Origin of the sequence: Nonomuraea sp. NPDC000554 (genome assembly GCF_040300065.1) — a bacterium.
Taxonomy (GTDB): domain Bacteria; phylum Actinomycetota; class Actinomycetes; order Streptosporangiales; family Streptosporangiaceae; genus Nonomuraea.
In genome coordinates, this window is record NZ_JBEPDC010000007.1 from 136,858 (window position 1) to 156,864 (window position 20,007).

20 protein-coding genes are annotated in these 20,007 nt (G+C 72.6%); 12 read left to right on the forward strand and 8 right to left on the reverse strand.

Annotated elements, in window-relative coordinates:
* Window positions 1–103: 103 nt before the first annotated feature.
* From sucB to ABT294_RS16030, 3 genes are read right to left on the reverse strand one after another with little or no spacing between them, the layout of a single operon-like run.
* On the reverse strand, window positions 104–1,573 hold the full coding sequence (gene sucB / locus ABT294_RS16020; RefSeq protein ID WP_350806381.1) for a 2-oxoglutarate dehydrogenase, E2 component, dihydrolipoamide succinyltransferase: 1,470 nt from the start codon (window positions 1,571–1,573) through the stop codon (window positions 104–106).
* Window positions 1,574–1,613: 40 nt separating this feature from the next.
* On the reverse strand, window positions 1,614–2,978 hold the full coding sequence (gene lpdA, locus ABT294_RS16025; RefSeq protein WP_350806383.1) for a dihydrolipoyl dehydrogenase: 1,365 nt from the start codon (window positions 2,976–2,978) through the stop codon (window positions 1,614–1,616).
* Between the two features lie 51 nt (window positions 2,979–3,029).
* Window positions 3,030–4,499 (reverse strand): leucyl aminopeptidase, encoded by a 1,470-nt coding sequence (locus ABT294_RS16030; protein ID WP_350806384.1) that lies wholly within the window; start codon window positions 4,497–4,499, stop codon window positions 3,030–3,032.
* A gap of 105 nt (window positions 4,500–4,604) precedes the next feature.
* Between ABT294_RS16030 and ABT294_RS16035 the strand changes: the two genes are divergently transcribed.
* The 3 genes from ABT294_RS16035 to ABT294_RS16045 are packed head-to-tail and all read left to right on the forward strand — an operon-like array spanning window position 4,605 to window position 6,828.
* The gene (locus ABT294_RS16035) at window positions 4,605–4,952 is read left to right on the forward strand and encodes a GntR family transcriptional regulator (protein ID WP_350806385.1); all 348 of its coding nucleotides are present in this window, start codon (window positions 4,605–4,607) and stop codon (window positions 4,950–4,952) included.
* Entirely contained in the window at window positions 4,949–5,917 is a 969-nt protein-coding gene (locus tag ABT294_RS16040; RefSeq protein ID WP_350806386.1) for a hypothetical protein, read from the forward strand. The genes ABT294_RS16035 and ABT294_RS16040 overlap by 4 nt, the downstream gene beginning before the upstream one ends.
* A complete protein-coding gene (locus ABT294_RS16045; RefSeq protein ID WP_350806387.1) occupies window positions 5,914–6,828 on the forward strand; it encodes a CPBP family intramembrane glutamic endopeptidase in 915 nt (304 codons plus the stop codon). The genes ABT294_RS16040 and ABT294_RS16045 overlap by 4 nt, the downstream gene beginning before the upstream one ends.
* Window positions 6,829–6,923: 95 nt before the next feature.
* On the opposite strand, the gene ABT294_RS16050 is transcribed toward ABT294_RS16045, so the two are convergent.
* The gene (locus ABT294_RS16050; protein ID WP_350806388.1) at window positions 6,924–7,673 is read right to left on the reverse strand and encodes an adenosylcobinamide-GDP ribazoletransferase; all 750 of its coding nucleotides are present in this window, start codon (window positions 7,671–7,673) and stop codon (window positions 6,924–6,926) included.
* Between the two features lie 79 nt (window positions 7,674–7,752).
* Window positions 7,753–8,475: an aminoglycoside 3'-phosphotransferase gene (locus ABT294_RS16055; RefSeq protein ID WP_350806391.1), complete on the reverse strand. Its 723-nt coding sequence runs from the start codon at window positions 8,473–8,475 to the stop codon at window positions 7,753–7,755.
* 37 nt (window positions 8,476–8,512) lie between these two features.
* Here ABT294_RS16055 and ABT294_RS16060 point away from each other — a divergent pair, with 37 nt between their 5' ends.
* Window positions 8,513–9,313, forward strand: a complete 801-nt coding sequence (locus ABT294_RS16060; RefSeq protein WP_350806392.1) for an ABC transporter ATP-binding protein — start codon at window positions 8,513–8,515, stop codon at window positions 9,311–9,313.
* Window positions 9,314–9,366: 53 nt separating this feature from the next.
* Here the strand turns inward: ABT294_RS16060 and ABT294_RS16065 are convergent, their stop codons facing one another.
* The gene (locus tag ABT294_RS16065; RefSeq protein WP_350806393.1) at window positions 9,367–10,368 is read right to left on the reverse strand and encodes a bifunctional adenosylcobinamide kinase/adenosylcobinamide-phosphate guanylyltransferase; all 1,002 of its coding nucleotides are present in this window, start codon (window positions 10,366–10,368) and stop codon (window positions 9,367–9,369) included.
* Window positions 10,369–10,507: 139 nt separating this feature from the next.
* Here ABT294_RS16065 and ABT294_RS16070 point away from each other — a divergent pair, with 139 nt between their 5' ends.
* Window positions 10,508–10,714 carry a hypothetical protein gene (locus ABT294_RS16070; RefSeq protein ID WP_350806394.1) on the forward strand — a complete coding sequence of 69 codons (207 nt, stop codon included), beginning with the start codon at window positions 10,508–10,510 and terminating at the stop codon, window positions 10,712–10,714.
* A gap of 66 nt (window positions 10,715–10,780) precedes the next feature.
* Here ABT294_RS16070 and ABT294_RS16075 read toward each other — a convergent pair whose 3' ends face one another.
* Window positions 10,781–11,779: an aldo/keto reductase family protein gene (locus tag ABT294_RS16075; protein ID WP_350806396.1), complete on the reverse strand. Its 999-nt coding sequence runs from the start codon at window positions 11,777–11,779 to the stop codon at window positions 10,781–10,783.
* Between the two features lie 56 nt (window positions 11,780–11,835).
* Here ABT294_RS16075 and ABT294_RS16080 point away from each other — a divergent pair, with 56 nt between their 5' ends.
* The gene (locus ABT294_RS16080) at window positions 11,836–12,861 is read left to right on the forward strand and encodes an SMI1/KNR4 family protein (protein WP_350806397.1); all 1,026 of its coding nucleotides are present in this window, start codon (window positions 11,836–11,838) and stop codon (window positions 12,859–12,861) included.
* Window positions 12,862–12,865: 4 nt separating this feature from the next.
* Here ABT294_RS16080 and ABT294_RS16085 read toward each other — a convergent pair whose 3' ends face one another.
* On the reverse strand, window positions 12,866–13,477 hold the full coding sequence (locus ABT294_RS16085) for a DUF3043 domain-containing protein (RefSeq protein ID WP_350806398.1): 612 nt from the start codon (window positions 13,475–13,477) through the stop codon (window positions 12,866–12,868).
* 124 nt (window positions 13,478–13,601) lie between these two features.
* On the opposite strand from ABT294_RS16085, the gene ABT294_RS16090 reads away from it, so the two are divergent.
* From ABT294_RS16090 to ABT294_RS16115, 6 genes are all read left to right on the forward strand, one after another.
* Complete coding sequence (locus tag ABT294_RS16090; RefSeq protein WP_350806400.1) at window positions 13,602–14,402, forward strand: PspA/IM30 family protein; 801 nt, start codon at window positions 13,602–13,604, stop codon at window positions 14,400–14,402.
* Window positions 14,399–14,677 (forward strand): PspA-associated protein PspAA, encoded by a 279-nt coding sequence (gene pspAA, locus ABT294_RS16095; protein ID WP_350806401.1) that lies wholly within the window; start codon window positions 14,399–14,401, stop codon window positions 14,675–14,677. Before ABT294_RS16090 ends, pspAA begins: the two co-directional genes overlap by 4 nt.
* A gap of 3 nt (window positions 14,678–14,680) precedes the next feature.
* Window positions 14,681–15,580 (forward strand): zinc metalloprotease HtpX, encoded by a 900-nt coding sequence (htpX, locus tag ABT294_RS16100; RefSeq protein WP_350806402.1) that lies wholly within the window; start codon window positions 14,681–14,683, stop codon window positions 15,578–15,580.
* 4 nt (window positions 15,581–15,584) lie between these two features.
* Window positions 15,585–16,142 (forward strand): PspA-associated protein PspAB, encoded by a 558-nt coding sequence (gene pspAB / locus ABT294_RS16105; RefSeq protein WP_350806403.1) that lies wholly within the window; start codon window positions 15,585–15,587, stop codon window positions 16,140–16,142.
* 246 nt (window positions 16,143–16,388) lie between these two features.
* The gene (locus tag ABT294_RS16110; protein ID WP_350806405.1) at window positions 16,389–17,726 is read left to right on the forward strand and encodes an alpha/beta fold hydrolase; all 1,338 of its coding nucleotides are present in this window, start codon (window positions 16,389–16,391) and stop codon (window positions 17,724–17,726) included.
* A 144-nt stretch (window positions 17,727–17,870) separates the two neighbouring features.
* Window positions 17,871–19,991, forward strand: coding sequence for a serine/threonine-protein kinase (locus tag ABT294_RS16115; protein WP_350806407.1), 2,121 nt, complete (start codon window positions 17,871–17,873; stop codon window positions 19,989–19,991).
* The last annotated feature ends 16 nt before the right edge of the window (window positions 19,992–20,007 follow it).

The window sequence follows — 20,007 nt, forward strand, 5'->3', positions numbered from 1 at the left end:
CGTCCGGCCGCATCGCCGTGACGCGCGGGTGGAAAAGCCGTCGTGAACGCGCCAGGCGGCGCGGGAAGGACCCGCGCCGCCTGACCACGTGGCGAACGACCGCTTACGCGAGGCCGAGCTGGGCCTCGAAGCGCCCCTCCTCCAGGCGGCGCTTGACCGTCGTGAGGAAGCGGGCGGCGTCGGCGCCGTCGACCAGGCGGTGGTCGTACGTCAGCGCCAGGTACACCATCGAGCGGACCGCGATGACCTCGCCGTCAGGCGTGTCGACCACCACGGGACGCTTCACGACCGCGCCCGTGCCCAGCATGCCGACCTGCGGCTGGTTCAGGATCGGCGTGTCGAACAGCGCGCCGCGGCTGCCCGTGTTGGTCAGCGTGAACGTGCCGCCGGTGATCTCGTCGGGCGTCACCTTGTTGGCGCGGGTGCGCTCGGCCAGGTCGGCCGTCTTGCGGGCGAGCCCGGCCAGGTTCAGGTCGCCGGCGTTCTTGATGACCGCCGCGATCAGGCCGCGCTCGGTGTCGACCGCGATGCCCAGGTGCTCGACGTCGAAGTACGTGACCTCCATGGTCTCGTTGTTGATCGTCGCGTTGAGCTTCGGGTGCTGCTTGAGCGCCTCGATCGCGGCCATCTCGAAGAACGGCATGAACGACAGCTTGACGCCCTCGCGGCGCAGGAAGTCGTCCTTCGCCTGCGCGCGCAGACGAGCGATCTTGGTGACGTCGACCTCGACGACGGTCGTGAGCTGCGCCGCGGTCTGCAGCGACTCGACCAGCCGCTTGGACATGGTCTGCCGCAGGCGCGACATCTTCTCGGTGCGGCCACGCAGGGTGGTGTCGACCTCGACCGGCTCGGGCGCGGCGGCGACCGGGGCCTGGGCCGGGGCGGCCGCGGGAGCGGCGGCGGGCGCGGGCTGGGCGGCGGCGGCGGCGGGAGCGGCAGCGGCCTCGCGCTGCGCCTTGGCGGCCTCCAGGACGTCCTGCTTGCGGATCCGGCCGCCCACGCCGGTGCCGTTGATCGAGTCGAGGTCCACGCCGTGCTCGGTGGCGAGCTTGCGCACGAGCGGCGTCACGTACGGGCTCTCACCCGAGGAGGGCAGCGGGGTGGGCGCCGCGGCGGGCGCAGTCGCGATCGGCGACGGGGCCTGCGGCGCGGGAGCGGGAGCCGGGGCCGGAGCAGGAGCCGGGGCGGCCTGCGGGGCCGGGGCCTGCGGGGCCGGAGCGGGCTGCGGGATCGAGGAGGCGGGAGCGGGAGCCGGGGCGGGCTCGGGCTTCGGCTCGGGCTGCGCGACGGGGGCCGGGGCGGCCTCCTGCACGGGAGCGGCGGCGCCTGCCTGGCCGCTCTCGTCGATGATCGCGAGCTCGGAGCCGACCTCGACGGTTTCGTCCTCGGCCACGACGATCTTGGTGATGACACCGGAGGACGGTGACGGGATCTCGGTGTCGACCTTGTCAGTGGACACCTCGAGGAGCGGCTCGTCGGCCTCGACGCGCTCGCCCTCCTTCTTGAGCCAACGGGTGACCGTGCCCTCGGTAACGCTCTCGCCGAGCTGGGGCATCTGTACGGAGACCGGCATCGTTATCTTCTCTCGCGTTCTGAGTTCTCGAGGGCTGGGACTAGTTGTGCACGTGCAGGGGTTTGCCGGCCAGGGCCAGCATCGCCTCGCCGACGGCCTCGGACTGGGTCGGGTGTGCGTGGATGAGCTGGGCGACCTCCGCGGGGAGCGCCTCCCAGTTGTAGATCAGCTGCCCCTCGGTGACGAGCTCGCCGATGCGGCGGCCGACCATGTGGACGCCGACGACCGGCCCGTCCTTCTGGGCGAGGACCTTGACCGCGCCCGCGGTGCCGAGGATCTGGCTCTTGGGGTTGCCCGCGAGGTCGTAGACCTGCTCGACGATCTCGATGCCGCGCTCGGCGGCCTGCGCGGACGTGATGCCGACGGAGGCGACCTCGGGGTCGGAGTAGGTGATGCGCGGCACGCCCGCGTAGTCGATGGGCGGCGGGTTGAGCCCGGCGATGTGCTCGGCGACCAGGATGCCCTCGGCGAACCCGGCGTGGGCGAGCTGGAGGGTCGGGATCAGGTCGCCGATGGCGTAGACGCCGGGGACGCTGGTCTGGCAGTGCTCGTCGACCACGACTGCGCCGCGCTCGATGGCGATGCCCTGCTCCTCGAAGCCCATGCCGGCGGAGACGGCGCCGCGGCCGACCGCGACGAGCAGAAGCTCGGCGTCGAGGGTCTTGCCGTTGGCCAGGGTGACGACCACACCGGTGTCGGTGGTCTTGACGCTGTCGAAGAAGACGCCCAGCTCGTACTTGATGCCGCGGCGGCGGAAGGCCCGCTCGAGCAGCTTGGAGCTGGACTCCTCCTCGGTCGGCAGCAGGTGGGGCAGGGCCTCGACGATCGTGACCTCGGCGCCGAACGAGCGGTAGACGCTGGCCAGCTCGACGCCGATCACGCCGCCGCCGAGGACGACGACGGAGGTGGGCACGCGGTCCATGGTCAGGGTGTGCTCGCTGGTGATGACGCGGCGGCCGTCGATCTCCAGGCCGGGCAGCGACTTGGGCGCGGAGCCGGTGGCCAGGACCAGGTTGGCGCCCTCGTACACGTCGGCGCCGACCTGGACCTGCTTCGGCCCCACAAGGCGGCCCTCGCCCTCGACGATCGTCACGCCCGCGGCCTTGAGCAGGCCCTGCACGCCCTTCCAGGCACGGGTGACGATCTTGTCCTTGAACGCGTGGACGCCGGCGACGTCGATGCCGTCGAAGCGCGCCTTGACGCCGAACGCCTCGCTCTCGCGGGTCTCGTCGGCGACCTCGGCCGAGTGCAGCAGAGCCTTCGTGGGGATGCATCCCCTGTGGAGGCAGGTGCCGCCGATCTTGTCCTTTTCGATCAGGGCGACGCTCTTGCCCAGCTCAGCCGCCCGCAGCGCGCAGGCGTATCCGCCGCTGCCGCCACCTAGGACGACGATGTCGTAGGCCACAGGAAGGCTCCTTGTCGGGGTGTTCGTGATGCCGTCATCTTTTCATTTGTTTCAGGTGCTCGCGTGCCGCTCTGCGAGTCCGATGAGGGTGCGGGTGATGGCGCCGGTGCCGCCCTTGGGGGTGTAGCCGTGCGGTTCGCCCTTGTTGAAGGCCGGCCCGGCCATGTCGATGTGCGCCCAGCGGACCCCGTCGGGGACGAACTCCTTCAGGAACAGGCCCGCGGCCAGCATGCTGCCCCAGCGCTCCGGCTGGAGGTTGGCGATGTCGGCGATGGGGGAGTCGAGGCCCTTGCGCAGCTCCTCGGGCAGCGGCATGCCCCACGCGCCCTCGCCCGCGGCGCCGGCCACCTCGACGACCAGCTCGCGGACCTCGTCGTCGTTGGACATGACGCCCGAGGTGCGCCAGCCGAGCGCGACGATCTGCGCGCCGGTGAGGGTGGCGACGTCGACGATCAGGTCGGGCTGGTCCTCGGCGGCGCGGGCGATGCCGTCCATCAGGACGAGGCGGCCCTCGGCGTCGGTGTCGAGCACCTCGACGGTCTTGCCGCTGTAGCTGTGGATGACGTCGGACGGGCGCTGCGCGGTGCCGCTCGGCAGGTTCTCGGCCAGGCAGAGGTAGCCGACGACGTTCACGGGCAGGCCGAGCCTGGCGATGCCGATCAGCGCGCCGAAGACCGCGCCCGCGCCGCCCATGTCGGACTTCATCCAGTCCATGGACGCGGACGGCTTCAGCGACAGGCCGCCGGAGTCGAAGGTGATGCCCTTGCCCACGAAGGCCAGCGTCTTGCGGGCGTCGGGGTGGCTGTAGGAGAGGCGGACCAGGCGCGGCGGGTTCGCGGACCCCTGGCCGACGCCGATCAGGCCGCCGTAGCCGCCGTCCTTGAGCTGCTTCTCGTCGAGCACCTCGACGGCCAGCCCGGCGGCGGTGCCGGTCTGCTCGGCGATCTCGGCGAACTTGGCTGGCCACAGGTCGGACGGTGGCGTGTTGACCAGGTCGCGGACCAGGGTGACCGCCTCGGCGAGCACGGAGGCGCGCTCGGTGACGCCGTCGGCCTCGGCGGACAGCACGGTGAGCTCGGCCACCGGGTTCTTCTGCTCGCCGTTGGTGCGGTAGCGGGAGAAGGCGTACGCGCCGAGCAGCGCGCCCAGGGCGACGGCCTCGGCCTGCTCTGCGGTCTCGGCGGGCAGGGCCAGCGCGGCGCGGGACGTGCCGACCAGCGAGCGCACGGCGGCGCCGGCGGCGCGGCGCAGGCTCTCGGTGTCGTCGGACTCGCCGAGGCCGACGGCGACCAGCAGCGGCGCGGTGATGGCGCCGAACGAGGGGATCTTGGCGACCTCACCGGACTTCCCGGAGAAGCCGACGGCGGACAGGGAGGCGGCGAGCTTGCCGTCGAAGGCCGTCTCGAAAGACTCGGCGCCCGTGGCGGGGCGGGGGCCTTCGGGGCCGGAGCGGAACCCGACGATCAGTGCGTCGGTGTCGAATGAGCCTGGATCTGCTGAGTTCAGCCGCACAGTGGTCACGTAAACCGATGCTATCCACGGTTTCCAGGTACTCACAAACAGGGGTTCATCCTACCAATCAACCGAGTGTGTTCATGACGTCATGGTGCTAGTGTCATTAGCACCATGTTGCTCACGCTCGATCTCAACGACGCGCGCCCCCTGCACGAGCAGGTCGCGGCCGCGATCCGCCGCGCCATCGGCGAGGGCTCCTACGCGCCCGGAGACAGGCTGCCGCCGGCGCGCGACCTCGCCGAGGCGCTCGGTATCAATCCCAACACGGTCCTGCGGGCCCTGCGCGACCTGCGCGACGAGGGGCTGCTGGAGTTCAGGCGGGGGCGCGGCGTCAGCGTCGCGGGCCGCGCCGACGGGCGCGCCCTGCTCATGCAGCGGGCGCGAGATCTGCTGGACGAGGCCAAGAGATACGGCTACCGCCGTGAGGACCTCATCACCATCCTGGAGGATCTGGCATGAAAGCCCGAACCGTCACCGCGGCGTGGGGCCTGATCGTCGCTGCCGCGATCACCGGGGTGCCGCTGGCGCTGCGCGACCGGCTGCCCGACCCGATGGCCGTGCACTGGGGCCTGGAGCTGGTGCCCGACCGTGCGGCGTCGCTCACCTCCAACGTCCTGTCGAGCCTGGCGATGTGGGGGGTCTTGTGGCTCTCCCTGCTGGGCGTCGCGCTGCACGGCAAGGTGTTCCAGCGCAGGCTCGGCCGCATCTACTTCTGGGGGGCGCTGTTCGGCTTCGGCGTGCTGGCCCTCGGCACGGTCGGCTCCACCCTGCTGACCAACCTCGACGCGCCGTCCTGGACGCAGGCGCGCCTGGAGGGTTGGCAGGTCGGCCTGGTGGTCTGCGCCGCCCTCGGCGCGGCCCTGCTCGCGGGCTACCTCGGCAGGGGCGGGCTCGACCAGCGCCCGCCCGAGGGCGAGCAGCCGCCCCGGCTCAGGCTCCGGCCGGGCCAGCGCTCGGCCTGGGTCAGCCGTGTCGCCAATCCCTGGCTGGTCGGGCTCAGCGTGGCCGCGGCGGCCGGCATGGTCGTCACCGGCGTGCTGGAGCTGAGCGGGGTCAGCGGCGGCGTGACCCTCGGAATCCTGCCGGGGTTCGTCATCGTGCTGCTGGCAGGGCTGTTCACGTCGTCGCTGAGCGTGCGCGTCACCCAGGACGGGCTGGCGATCGGGTTCGGCCCGTTCGGCTGGCCGGTGCGCAGGATCAGGCTGTCGAAGATCGACCGCGCCTGGTCGGAGGAGCGTTACCCGAGCCAGGTCGGCGGCTGGGGGTTCCGCGGCCTGCCGGGCAGCGCGACCCTGATGCTGCGCGGCGGCGACTGCCTCATCCTGCGCTACCGCTCCGGCGGGCAACTCGCCATCAGCATCGACGACGCCGAGCGCGGCGCGTCCCTGATCAACGCCCTCATCGCCGAGCGAGTCGCCGCGTGAGCGCGCTCCCCGCCGCCCCTCGAGGCGGGCACGCCCTCCCGGCCTTCCTCGTGACCGCCTTCGGGCTGTCCTGGCTGGTGGCGCTGCCCCTGTGGCTCGGCGACGGGCTCGGCTCGCCGCTGGTGCAGGTGCTGGCCACGCTGATGATGTTCACGCCGTCCGCCGGGGTGCTGGCCGCCTGGCTGGTGTCACGCGTCCCGTTCCGCCAGTGGGCCCGCGAGACCGGGCTCACGCTGGGCGAGCGGAAGGGACGCACGGGCCTGCTCGTGCTGACGGCCTGGCTCGGCATCCCCTTGCTGGCGTTCCTGGCGCTGGCGGCCAGCGCCGCGCTCGGGCTGGTCTCGCTCGACCTGAGCGGGTTCAGCCTGCTCCGCGCCGGGCTGCGGGCGCAGGGCGCGCCCGAGCCGGCCGTGCCCGGCCTGCTGGCGGCCACGCAGGTCGCGGTGGCGGTGCTGGCCGGGCCGGTGCTGAACGCCGTCCCGTCGCTGGGCGAGGAGTGGGGGTGGCGCGGCTGGTTGCTGCCCAGGCTGGTGGCCTCGCGCGGCGTCCTCGGCGGGCTGCTGCTGTCGGGCCTGGTCTGGGGGCTGTGGCACGCGCCGCTCACCCTGCTCGGCTACAACTACCCGCGCCTCGGCCCGTGGGCGGCGGCGCTCTTCGTCGGGTTCTGCGTGCTGGCCGGGGTCGTGTTCGGCTGGCTCCGGCTGCGCTCGGGCAGCGTATGGCCCGCCGTGGTGGCGCACGGCTCGCTGAACGCGATCGTCGGGAGCGTCGTGCTGCTGGGGGACGCGTCCGCGCCGCCCGACCTGGTCGTGGCCGGGGTGACGGGGCTGGTCGGCTGGGCCCTGCTCGCGGTGGTGGGGGTGGTCCTGCTCCGGCTCCTCCCGGTACGCCAGGCGGAGCCCGTCGCATGACCCGCCTACCCCGCCACGCCCGCCTACCCCGCCACGCCCGGCACTCCGCCACGCCCGGCACCCGGCACCCCGGCACCTGGTCGGTCGGGTGCTGATCAGCCGAGCATCGCGCACGCCACCAGCGCGGTCGCCGAGGCCGTCTCGACGAGGGCGCCCAGCACGTCCCCTGTGACGCCGCCCAGGCGCCGCCTGGCGTGCCGCAGCAGGAGGAGCGCCGCCCCGAGCCCGGCGAGCAGGCTCGCCGGCAGCACGACGGCGGAGGGCACGCCCGGGGCCGTGGGGGCGGCGGCGCCGAGGGCCGCGACGGCGGCCAGGCAGGCCAGGGTGGCCGGCCAGGCGGCGGCCGGACGCACCGTCCCGGCCGCGAGCGCGCCCAAGCCGTCGGAGCGGGCGGCCGGGACGCCGGACCGGCAGGCCCAGGTGAGCGCCAGGCGGCCGGTCACGCAGGCGGTCACCAGGGCGTGCCAGCCCGTCGCCGACAGCGCGCCCGCCTGGATGAACAGCGTGAACACCAGCGTCATCACGCCGAACGGCCCGATGTCCGACTTTTTCATGATGTCTAGCGCCTGAGCGGCGGGCTTGCCGCTCCCCAGGCCGTCGGCCAGGTCCGCGAGCCCGTCCAGATGCAGGCCACGGGTCAGCACGGCCAGCGAGCCGAGCGCCAGGCCCGCGCCCAGCAGCGGCGGGCCCGGCAGCAGCAGCGCCAGCCCCGCCAGCGCGCCCAGCGCCAGCCCCACGGCCGGGGCCAGCACCATCGCCTGCCCCACGACCTCGCGATCGACCCGCGTCACCCGCACCGGGAAGACGGTGAGCATGCCGAGCGCGAAGCGAACCCCGTGCGTCACGCCGCGCCACCTGCCGCGCCGCCCATCACGTCGCCTGCCGCGCCGCCCATCACGCCGTCCATCAGCGGGCCCCGATCCGTCAGAACAGCTCGTCCAGGAGCCGGTAGTAGTGCAGGCGGCGCCGGTCGGGCTCGGGGAGGCCGTAGGCGTCCAGGAAGCTCGCGACGGCCGGGCCTTCCAGCTCGCGCAGCGCGATGGCCAGGTCCGTGTAGCGGTCGGCCACGCCGAGCGCGCTCACGTCGATCAGCACGGGATCGCCGGTCAGCGGCGCGAGCACGTTCCCGGGCGTGAAGTCGCCGTGCGTGACGACCAGGTCCTCCTCGGCGGGACGCTCGGCGACCAGCCGCTCGTAGACCTGCTCGGGGGTGAGCCCGGCGTGGTCGTCGTCGAAGTCGCCCGCGTCCACCAGCCCGGCGCGGACCCGCTCGCGGGCCTGAGGCAGCCTGACGTCCAGGCGCGCGTCGAACGGGCACTCGCGCACCGGGATGCCGTGCAGGGCGCGCAGCGCCGCACCCATGATCGTCCCGGCCCGTGGGGACGCGCTCTCCCGCTCCAGGCTGCGCCAGCCGACGTCCTGCAGCACCAGCGCGTCACCGTCGAACGCCACGACGGGGGGCACCTTGGCCCAGCGCTCCAGCCAGCGCAGCCGCTCGTGTTCCGCCCGCGCCAGCGGCCCCTGCTTGACGTAGAACACGTTGGACGGCGAGGTGACGCGCAGGGTCTCGCCACTGAGGCCCTCATGGTCGTCCGACCAGATGGCATTCTCTCCAAACAGGTCCAGGATCCGCCCGGGAAGTCGCATAACGGTCGATCCTATGGCAGCCCACTAGGGTGGCCGGATGCACGTGGTTCAACTCGAAGGCGTAGGAGTCCGGGTCGTCGGCAGGACACTCCTCAGCGGAGTCGACTGGCGGGTGGAGTACGGCGAGCACTGGGCGCTCCTCGGCCCCAACGGCGCGGGCAAGACGACGCTCCTGTCGCTGGCCGCGGCCGTCCGGCACCCCAGCGAGGGCACGGTCAGCGTCCTCGGTCACCGCCTCGGCCGGGTGGACGTGCGCGCCCTGCGCCGCCACATCGGCCTCGTGGCGGCCAGCCAGCGGCTCATCGACGAGCAACTGCTGGAAGAGGAGGGCGCGACGGCCCACACGGTGGTGCTCACCGGCCACACGGGCACGAGCGCGCCACTCTGGGACAGCTACGGCGAGGCCGAGCGGGAACGCGCGCTCCGGCTTCTGGCGGACCTCGGCTGCAAGGACCTCGCCGACCGCCCGTTCCAGGTGTGCTCCCAGGGCGAGCGGGCCCGGGTCCGGATCGCCAGGGCCCTCATGGGCGACCCCGCGGTGCTCCTGCTCGACGAGCCGTTCGCCGGGCTCGACCTCCCCGCCCGCGAGGACCTCGTCGAGGCGGTGGAGGACCTCGCCGTGACCCGTCCGGTGCTGACGACGGTGACGGCCACCCACCACCTGGAGGAGGTCCCCTCGACGACGACCCACGCCATGCTGCTGCGCGACGGCCGCGTCCTGGCGGCAGGGCCGGTCGCGGAGGTCCTCACCCCGGCCAACCTGTCCGACTGCTACGGCCGCCCCCTTCACGTGGACCGCCTGGACGGCCGCTGGCACGCCCGCGCCGTCCGCTCCTGACCCCGCCAGCGACCCCGTCAGCGACCCCGCCAGCGACCCCGCCAGCGCGGGCCTCAGAGGGGGAGGAGGCGTCCCGCGATCACCACGCAGACGTCCTCCGACTCGGCCGCCAGGCGTTCGTTGAGGCGGCCGAGGGCGTCCCTGAAAGCCCGTCCGCTGGACGTGGCGGGCACCACGCCCATGCCGACCTCGTCCGACACGGCCACGATCCGCTGGGCGGCGTCACGCCACGCCGCGGCCAGCTCGTCGCAGCGGCCCTCCACCGGGGCGCGGTCGCCGTCCCAGGCACCGTGCTCGTCGAAGACGGCCGCCAGCCACGTGCCCAGGCCGTCCACCAGCAGGGGCGTGGTGGCCGCGCGGATCGCCGCCGCCAGGTCGGTCGTCTCCAGCGTCGTCCAGTGCGCGGGCCTGCGGCCCCGGTGCGCGGCCACCCGCGCCGCCCACTCCCCGTCGCCGTCGCCGCTGGGACCGGTGGCGACGTACGTGACGTGCGGCTCGGCGGCGAGCCGCAGCTCCGCCTCGGCGGATTTGCCCGACCGCGACCCGCCCAGCACCAGCGTCCGGCGAGCCTGTCCGGCGGGCGGTGGCGGCGGTTGGGCGGTGTCGATCGTGGTCCCGTCCGGGACGGCCCTGGCGCCCCACAGCCCGAGCCGCCGGACCAGCTCGTCCTCGGACCGGACCCGGTGGTCCAGCCCGACCGCGACCACCTGGGTGTCTCCGGTGACGACGCCCGCCCGCCGCAGCAGCCCGAGCCGCTCCGGCCTGTCGAGCAGGTCGATGAGCACGACCTCGCACGGCCCGGCTCCCTGGGGGACGGACGCCCCGGACGGGACGCACAACAGCCGGTGCCCGTCAGGCCCCGACAGCCCGTACCCGGCGGCGAACGCCAGATACCCGTCCGGCACCCCGTGGAAGGGGAACCGCCGCACCACACCGTCGACTACCAGCGCGAACGGACGCCGGTGCGCGGACGGCAGCCGCCCGCACGAGGCGCACCGGCACCCCGCCTCCGGCCACCCGCCGTCGCCCGCCGTCCCGGGGAGAAAGACCTTCACCGGGCAGAGCGTACAAACCCTGGGGGCCGACGCCGCAACACGATGTGCGCGCAGCATCGATCAATCTCCGAGCTCGGGAGTAGGGTTCCAGTGCCGTCGGAGGGCGCGTCGGCGAAGCTGCGGAGAAGGAGCGTATGGCATGACATGGCGGTGGCGTTTTGAGAATGCGAACGGTGCCGAGGTGACCGATCGTCCTTTGCCGCGAGAGGTTTTTCCGAGCCAGGCCGACGCGGAGTCCTGGCTGGGCGAGAACTGGCGTGAACTGCTGGATTCCGGGGTCGAGCAGGTGGCCTTGCTGGAGGAGGAGCGGGTGGAGTACACCGGATTGTCATTGCGCCCGGAGTGAGGTCCGGAGAGACGAAAACCCCTTGAGCGCCGTCGCGGCTCAAGGGGTTTCTGGTGCCCGGGGTGGTTACGAGCGCTTCGCCGGGCTGGCCGTCCTGGACGGGTCGCGCTCCACGAGCGAGCCGAGCACGCCGTCGATCCGCTCCAGCACCTCCGGCTCCAGCTTGACGCCCACCGCCTTCACGTTGTCGCGCACCTGCTCGGGACGCGACGCGCCGACGATGGCGCTGGTGACGTTAGGGTTCTGCAGCACCCAGGCCACCGCCAGCTGGGCCATGCTCAGCCCCAGGTCGGCGGCGATCGGCTTGAGCTCCTGAACCTTGGTGAGCACCTCGTCGTCCATGAAGCGGGCGATCATGCCGCTGCCGCCCGGGTCGGTGGCCCTGGAGCCCGCGGGCGGCTGCTGGCCCGGCAGGTACTTGCCGGTCAGGACGCCCTGCGCGATCGGCGACCAGACGATCTGGCTGACACCCTCCCGCTCGCTCAGCGGCACGATCTCCGGCTCGATGACCCGCCACAGCATCGAGTACTGCGGCTGGTTGGACACGATCCGGTCGAAGCCCATCTCGTCGGCGATCTTCAGCGCCTGGGCGATCTGGTCGGCGGTCCACTCGCTGACGCCGACGTAGAGGACCTTGCCCTGCCGGACGAGGTCGTCGAACGTCTTGAGCGTCTCCTCCAGCGGAGTCTCGTGGTCGAAGCGGTGGGCCTGGTACAGGTCGACGTAGTCGGTCTGCAGGCGGCGCAGCGAGCCGTGGATGGACTCGGTGATGTGCTTGCGCGACAGGCCGCGGTCGTTCGGCCCGGAGCCGGTCGGGAAGTAGACCTTGGTGAAGATCTCCAGCGACTCGCGCCTGACGCCCTTGAGCGCGCGGCCGAGCACCTCCTCGGCCTTGGTGGCGGCGTAGACGTCCGCCGTGTCGAAGGTGGTGATCCCCTCGTCGAGGGCGGCCTGCACGCACTGCTTGGCGGCATCCTCCTCGACCTGGGAGCCGTGGGTGAGCCAGTTGCCGTAGCTGATCTCGCTGACCATGAGACCGCTGCGGCCGAGGTGACGGAATTCCATGCACCCGACCTTAGGCCGTCGCGGGAATCGGTCCGATTCGGGATAGGGTGCGCGACGTGCTGAAGCTCGTACGGGGGGCGCTGACGGCGGCCGTCCTGACCGCGATCGCGGTACGGCTGCGCCGCCGTGCCCGCAGGGCCGCGACGGAACCGGAACCGCACGGCCCCGAGCCGATCCTGGGCCGCCCGACGCGGGCGGATCCGGCCCGTGCCGCCGTACGCGGGAAGGCGCGGCCCACGCTGGCCCTGTTAGGCGTGGGCGCGCTGGTCGCGATCGTCTTCGGGGTCTTCACCCTCACCTGGACGCCCGGTCGTGATCGGGAGGAGGACCCGATCGGACAGCAGGCCCGCGACGCCGTGCGACGGTCGGCCATGGCCGCCACCAGCACCGCCGCGCCCCCTGCCGTCCAGTGGACACCGTCGCCGGAGGTCCCCGACCCGAACTGCCGCCCGGAACGGCGCCCCGTCGCGGTCCGGCCGCTGGACCCGAAGGTGAAGCGCGCGGTCGACCGTCAGTGGCGGCGCATCGAACGCTGGCTGAAGTCGCACGCGCCGCGCACCTACGCCACGCTCGGCCGCCCTGGCCGCGCCAGGACCATCGCCGTCGCCGAGTCGCAGATGGGCGTGCACTTCCCCGACGACCTGCGCGCCTCTCTGCTGCGCCACAACGGGGCCCGCGCGTTCGGTCTCGCGCCTTGGCACGCCGGCGCCGGCAACCTCGGCATCCGCGAGATCAGGGACACCTGGCGGCACCTCTGCCGGAGCTCCCCCACCGACACGGGCGCGGACCCGCGCGTCCAGGAGTGGAACGGCCGGATGATCCCGTTCCTCTCCTTCCAGGAGCGCCAGGACGGAGACATGGAGTACGCGCTGGTCGACTCCGCCGTGGGCGACGTCGGCTGGGACGACACGGTCTCCGGCATGGCCTTCCCCCGCATGCCGTCGTACTACGCGCTGATGCGCGCGGTCGCCGACGCCCTCGAGCGAGGCGGGCCCGTCTGCGGGGCCCGGCCCCTGGTCGAGCACGGGACGTTGCGCTGGACGGACGCCGACCTCGACGAGGCCGCCGAAGCGGGCTGCTGAGCGGCTACTTCTTCGGCGGCACCGGCTTGCCGCCCGGCAGCACGGCGGGCGGGGGGAAGCGCAGCTTGCGGATCTGCAGGGCGCGCATCGCCGCGTAGAACCCCACACCCCGCAGGCTCTCGTTCGGGTGCTTCTCCGCCACCAGCTTCTTCACCCGCCAGGCCACGTAGACCGAGGTGAACAGCACACCGATCATCATGATCGGCCAGCCGATCGTGATGACGTAGCTGAGCACGATCGGGCGGATGTCGGCCGGCCACGGCACCCAGGTGGCGAGCAGGATGAGTAGCGAGAAGGGAAGGAAGTACTGGCTCGGCAGCCGCCTGGAGTCGACCCAGTCGCGCGCGAACTTGCGCGCCGGGCCCTTGTCGCGGGCGGGGAAATACCGCTCGTCACCGGCGAGCATGCCCTTGCGAGCGCGCTCGCGCTCGGCCGCCTGCCTGACCTTGGCCTGCTGGTACGCCTCTTTGCGGTCCTTGGGCGCGGTGACGGGCTGGCGCCGCCTGCCTTCGGCATCCCGGCGCTTGGGTGTGGGACGACCCTTACCCTGGGGCTTAGGATCGTCAACGGGGACGGGGGTGTCGTCCACGGATGTTTGGGAACGGCGTCGCAACACGCGTCAACCCTACCTGGACTGCAACTTAGTGACGCCCCCGTGCGTTATGCGTAGGGTAATCCCAAGGTGGCTGTGATGCCTTGGGTGAACACCAGCACGACCTAGAAGGGGACGGCCGACGCGCATGAGCGTGATGAAGAGACTTTCAATGATCTTCAAGTCCAAGGCCAACAAGGCCCTGGACAAGATGGAGGATCCGCGCGAGACCCTTGACTACTCCTATCAGCGGCAGCTCGAGCTGCTGCAGAAGGTGCGCAGGGGCGTGGCGGACGTGGCGACCTCGCGCAAGCGGGTGGAGCTGCAGATCAACGGCATCGAGCAGCAGGCCAAGCGGCTCGAGGACCAGGGCCGCAAGGCGCTGTCCGTCGGCCGCGAGGACCTCGCCCGCGAGGCGCTGCAGCGACGTTCGAACCTGCAGACGCAGATGGCCGATCTGAAGATCCAGCATGACAACCTGCAGGCCGAGGAGGAGAAGCTCACCACGGCTTCCCAGCGGCTGCAGGCCAAGGTCGACTCCTTCCGCACGAAGAAGGAGACGATCAAGGCGACGTACACCGCCGCCGAGGCGCAGACGCGCATCAACGAGGCCTTCTCCGGCATCTCCGAGGAGATGGGCGACGTCGGCCTCGCGATCCAGCGCGCCGAGGACAAGACCGCGCAGATGCAGGCCCGCGCCGGCGCCATCGACGAGCTGCTCGCCAGCGGCGCGCTCGACGACTTCAGCGGCACCCGCGGCGACGACATCCAGGCCGAGCTCGACCGCATGGGCGGCGGCATGGACGTCGAGCTGGAGCTGGCCCGGATGAAGGCCGAGCTCGGCCAGGGGCCCGCGCCGAAGAGCGCGATCGAGCAGGGCCAGCCGCAGCAGCAGGCTCAGCCGCAGCCGCACACCCAGCAGCTACGCCAGCCGGGGGAGGGCGCATGATTGTCCGGATCATGGGCGAGGGGCAGGTCGAGATCTCGACCGACGACATCGCCGTGCTCAACGAGCTCGACAGCGAGCTCGAGTCGGCGATCGACTCCGACGACGAGGCCGCCTTCCGCGTCAAGTTGCACGCGTTGCTCGACAAGGTGCGCCAGGTGGGCAAGGCGCTTCCCGACGACAGCCTTGAGCCGTCCGAGCTGATCCTTCCCCCCGCGGACGCCTCGATCGAGGAGGTCCGGGAGATGCTGGGCGACCAGGGCCTCATCCCGGGCTAGAGCGTGGGCACCCGGTTCGCGTCCGACCACGGCCTCACCAGCCGCATGGTCGTGACGATGTTCCTGCTCGGGCTGCTGTACGTGGCCTTCGTCGGCGTCCTGATCAGCCTGGGCGTGCAGGCGGTGACCGTGCTGGTGATCGCGGGGGTCCTGCTGTTCGCGCAGTACTTCCTGTCCGACCGGATCGCGCTGTTCGCGATGGGCGGGCGGGAGGTCTCGCCGCAGGAGGCCCCCGAGCTGCACGGTCTGATCGACCGGCTGTGCGCGCTGGCCGACATGCCCAAGCCACGGGTGGCGATCGCGGATTCCGACGTCCCCAACGCGTTCGCCACCGGCCGCAACCAGAAGAAGTCGGTCATCTGCGTGACGACCGGAATCCTGCGCCGCCTGGAGCCCCAGGAGCTGGAGGGCGTGCTGGCCCACGAGCTGTCGCACGTCGCCCACCGCGACGTCGCGGTCATGACCATCGCCTCGTTCCTCGGCATCGTGGCCGGCCTGATGACGAGGTTCGCGCTCTACACCGGTCTGGGCCGCAGCCGCGACAGCAACACCGGCGGCGTGCCGGTCGGGCTGATCATCATGCTGGTCTCGATCGTGGTGTACGCGATCAGCTTCCTGCTCACCCGAGCGCTCTCGCGCTACCGCGAGCTGGCCGCCGACCGGGCCGGGGCGCTGCTCACGCAGCGGCCTTCGGCGCTGGCCAGCGCCTTGACCAAGGTCACCGGCGACATGGCCAGGATCCCGACCCAGGACCTGCGCGAGGCGGCGCCGTTCAACGCCTTCTACTTCGCCCCGGCGCTGGCCAAGGGCGAGTCGCTGGCGAACCTGTTCTCCACCCACCCGTCGCTCGAACGCCGGCTCGAGCAGCTGGCGAAGATCTCCGCCCAGCTCGGAAGGGGCTGACCGCATGGGCTGGCTCGACGCTCTCCTCGGCCGGTCGAAGCCGGTCAAACCCAACCTCGACGCGCTGTTCGCGCTGCCGTCCGCCGCCGTGACGCTACAGGCCGCGACCGGGCTCGTCCCCACCGGCCTCGGCTCCGTCGCGTTCCGGGCCGCGGAGGGCGGCGCGTTCGCCACCCTGGAGCGGGACGTCAAGGCGCTGCTGGGCGAGCGGGTGGAGGAGTCGTCCGACGAGTACGGCTACACCTGGCTGCTGGTGCGTCGCTCGCCCGACGCGCTCGGCGACCTGGTCACCGAGCTGCACGCGGTCAACTCCTCGCTGGAGGGCGAGGGGTTCGGGCCGTCGCTGCTGTGTTCGCTGGTGTCGTTCGCCGACGACAAGGGGCGGCGGCTGGCGGTGGTCTACCTGTACAAGCGGGGCACCTTCTACCCGTTCGCGCCGCTGCCGGGCCAGCGCCGCGACAACGCGCTGGAGCTGCAGGCCAGGGGGGCGCTGGAGGGCGAGCTGCCTCTGGAGCAGGATCTCGGCCGCTGGTTCCCCGTCTGGGGCGCCCCCGGCCTCTGAACCTTCCCGCCACCCGGGCGTCCGTGCCTTCCATCCGGACGTCTGCACCTCCCGTCTCCGCCTTCCATCCGGGCCTTCGCTGTCCATCCGGGCCTCCGCCGTCCATGTGGGCGTCCGCGCCTCCCGTCTGGGCCGCTGCGCCTTCTCGGTCGTGTGCCCCTCTGGGGAGGGGCCTTTCGCCTCTCCTCTGGGCCGCTGTAATGTGACGAATGCGTAGAGTGTTCTAATGCTCACGTGGAGCGAAGGTTGTTCGTATTTGCGGCTTCTGCGTTCATCGTGGGGGCCGTCCTGTACAGCGCGTGGGTCACGGGCCAGTTCACGACTCCCGAGGTCGACAGGACCGACGGCTTCGTCAGCGAGCTGGCGGCCGGCGACCAGCCCTGGACGCGCCTGTTCAGGGTCAGCGGCGGCTTCTCGGGGCTGGCCTGCCTGGCCGGGGTGGCGCTGGCGCCCAGGACGCGGCGCGGGTGGCAGGGCTGGCTCGCGCTGGCCGGCTTCGCCGTCCTGACGGTCGCGCAGAGCCTGTTCCCGCTCGACTGCGCCGCGCTCAGCGACCCCGTCTGCGGATTCGGCGAGTTGTCGCCGGCGCACTACCTGCACCTGGCGGCGAGCACGCTGGCCACGACGGTCGTGCTGGCCGCCATGGTGCTCCTCAGCCTGCGCTGGCGCGCACGGGTGGCCTGGGGCATCACGGGCCTGACACTGGCCGTCACGCCCGCCGTGCCGGTCGCCGCCGCGGCGGGCCACCTGGCTGGGCTGGCCGACCGCGCGCAGGTGACGCTGGTCGCGATCTGGCTGGTGTACGTCGCGCTCCGGCTGCTCCTGCTGGACGATCCGGTCAGGACGGGCAGACCGCACGTGCGGGAGCAGGGCTCGGGCCCCGCGGTGATCATCATTTCCGGCCTGGCAGGAGCCTGGTCTCCCTGGGACCGGGTGGCCGACGGCCTGGCCCGCAGCCACCGGGTCGTCCGGTTCGACCGTCCGGGGATGGGGCTCAGCCCGCCCCCACCCGAGCCGTCCACCCTGTACGACGAGGCGGCCAGGCTGGCCGCGCTGGCGCCCGCGCACCCCGAACAGGTCACCGTGGTCGCCCACGCGATGGCCGCCTGGCACGCGGAGGCGTTCGCCAGGCTGCACCCGCTGCGCGTCTCCAGGCTCGTCCTGGTCGAGCCCGCCTGCGCGGACCGGCGTGGGTCGGCCACCTCGAGAAGGGCGATCGTCGCCTGGCTGCCCGCGCTCGGCGGCACGTGGGGCGCGGCGGCGCTGGCCCGGGTCGCGGGCCCGGCCGCGTACCGGCTGCTCACGGGCGCGCCCGACAGGGAGGGCGCCTTCCGCAGGGGGCGGGTGCTGGCCGGCGTCGCGGGGGAGTGGCTCGCCTGCCGCGACATGGCCGCCGACCTGCGCCGCATCAGGGCCGCCCACGCCTTTCCCGACGTGCCGGTGACGGTGATCAGTGCCGGGCGGAGGTCCCACTGCCATGAACGGCTGGCGAGCGAGCTGGACGCGAAGTACATCCGGCTGCCCGACTGCGGCCACCACGTCCAGCTGGACGATCCCGACTCGATCATCGCGGCGGTGATCTGACGACGCACCCAGGCGGGTCTCCGGGGGCCCAGGGGAAGAGCTGACGCCGGCCGTCGCGAGCCACCAGAATGGCGAAAAAGAAGCCATATATGGGGGTTTGTAATGCCGGACCTCGCGGCCCTTCGGCCAGGGGATCCCGAATCGGTGGGGAACTACACCCTGACGGAGCGGCTGGGCGAGGGCGGGCAGGGGTCCGTCTATCTCGCCACGGCCCCCGACGGGTCGCGGGTCGCGGTGAAGCTGCTGCGAGCCGACCTCGCGGGCGACGAGGAAGCATCGGTGCGGTTCGTCCGCGAGGTCGCGCTGGCGAGGCGGGTCGCGCCGTTCTGCACCGCCCAGGTCATCGAGACCGGGCTGTCCGATGGACGGCCGTACATCGTCAGCGAGTACATCGACGGGCCGAACCTCGCCGACGTGGTGCGCGCGGAAGGGCCGCGGACGGGGGCCTCCCTGCACCGGCTGGCCATCGGGACGGTCACCGCGCTCGTCGCCATCCACCAGGCCGGGATCGTGCACCGCGACTTCAAGCCGTCGAACGTGGTACTCGCGTCCGACGGGCCACGAGTGATCGACTTCGGCATCGCCCGAGCCCTCGACCTCACCTCGACGCTGACCGACGCGGCGATCGGCACGCCGTCGTTCATGGCGCCCGAGCAGCTCACCGACTCCAGCCCCGGGCCGCAGTCGGACATGTTCGCCTGGGCGTGCACGCTGCTCTACGCCGCCTCCGGGCAGCCGCCGTTCGGGCAGGACAGCCTGCCCGCCGTGGTCAACCGCATCATGCACACCGAGCCGGACCTCGGGGTCGTCGACGACCCCGCCCTGCGCTCACTGATGGCCGACTGCCTGGCCAAGGACCCGTCCAGGCGGCCCTCCGCGGGGGGCGCGCTGATGCGCCTGCTGGGCCAGTCCCGCCCACCAGGCCCGGTGGCCGGTCCACCACTGAGTCCACCACTGAGTCCACCACTGGGCCCCGCGCCCGGCCTGCTCCAGCAGGGCACCGCCATGGCCGCTCCCGGCGCCCACGGCCCGGGGCCCGGGCTCCAGGCCCCGCCGCCTCCCGTGCCGATCCCCTCGGGGCCGGTCTCCTCGGGGCCGGTCTCCGGGCCTTCGTACGCCGGCGGCGGGCAGCGTCCGCCGCACCTGCCGCCGCCGACCCGCCCCCAGCCCTTCTACCAGCCGCCGCCCGTGCGGCCCGCCTCCGGCAAGGCCACCGGGTGGATCATCGCCGTGGCCGTCGTCGGTGCGATCGTGCTGGTGGCGGCGGGCGGGTTCGTCGCGGTCCGGCTGGCGGCGCTGTCCGGCTCCACCACGGCGTCCCCATCCCCCTTGCCGAGCACGTCCAGCGCCCGGCCGAGCGTGAGCGCCAGCGCGCCACCCGCCGCGCGCCGCGCCATCGCGCTGCCGGGCACCTCCGTGCGGATCCAGGAGCGCGCCGACGACCCGCTCAAGCTGGCCTCCTACAGCGTCGACGGCGGTAAGCGCGTCTACGTCAGGAAGCCGGGAACCGACGACTTCGCGCTCAACACCCGCTACTACGAGTACGCGCTCAACGCCGACGGGACCAGGGCGCTGGCCACCGACGTCAACTACACCAGCGACCACTACGCCCAGGTGTCGGTCGTCGACCACCGGACGGGCGCCAGACGCACGATCAAGCTCAGCCTCGCGCCCGTCTACCCGACCACGCCCCGCTGGTCGCCCGACGGCAGGCTCGGGCTGGTCACCCTCTACAGGGCCGAGGGCAGCACGAGCGTCGAGTACGGCTACGGCATCATCGACGTCGAGCAGGGCACCGGGCAGACCTTCCAGGTCAAGGAGAAGGGCGCGGGCGTGTGGCGCTTCTTCTGGGACGCCGACGGCCGCTCGGTCGGCACCTGGGCGGGCGGCGCGATGACGTTCTACGACCTGAACGGCCGGGTGGTGCGCACGCTGCCCCGCGTGGGCTCGCCGGTCTGGGTGGAGGGCGACGACGTCTCGCCGTCCGGCAACCGGTTCCTGGCGTACTGCACGTCCGCGGGCGCCAGCGTGTGCGCCCGCTCCACCTCGGGCGGCGACGCCGTGCCGGTCACGATCCCGGTCATCAGCAAACGGCTGATCGGCTGGTGGGACGACGAGCACCTGGCCGTGTGGCGGTCAGGGGCCGGTGGGTACGAGGCCGTCGTGGTCGATCTGCGCGGCCAGGCCGGGCCGGTGGTGGCGATCGCGTCGAAGCCGGCCGAGTTCGACAAGATGGGCTTCCGCTACACCAGGGGAACGCCCTGATCCCCGAGGAGGTGCA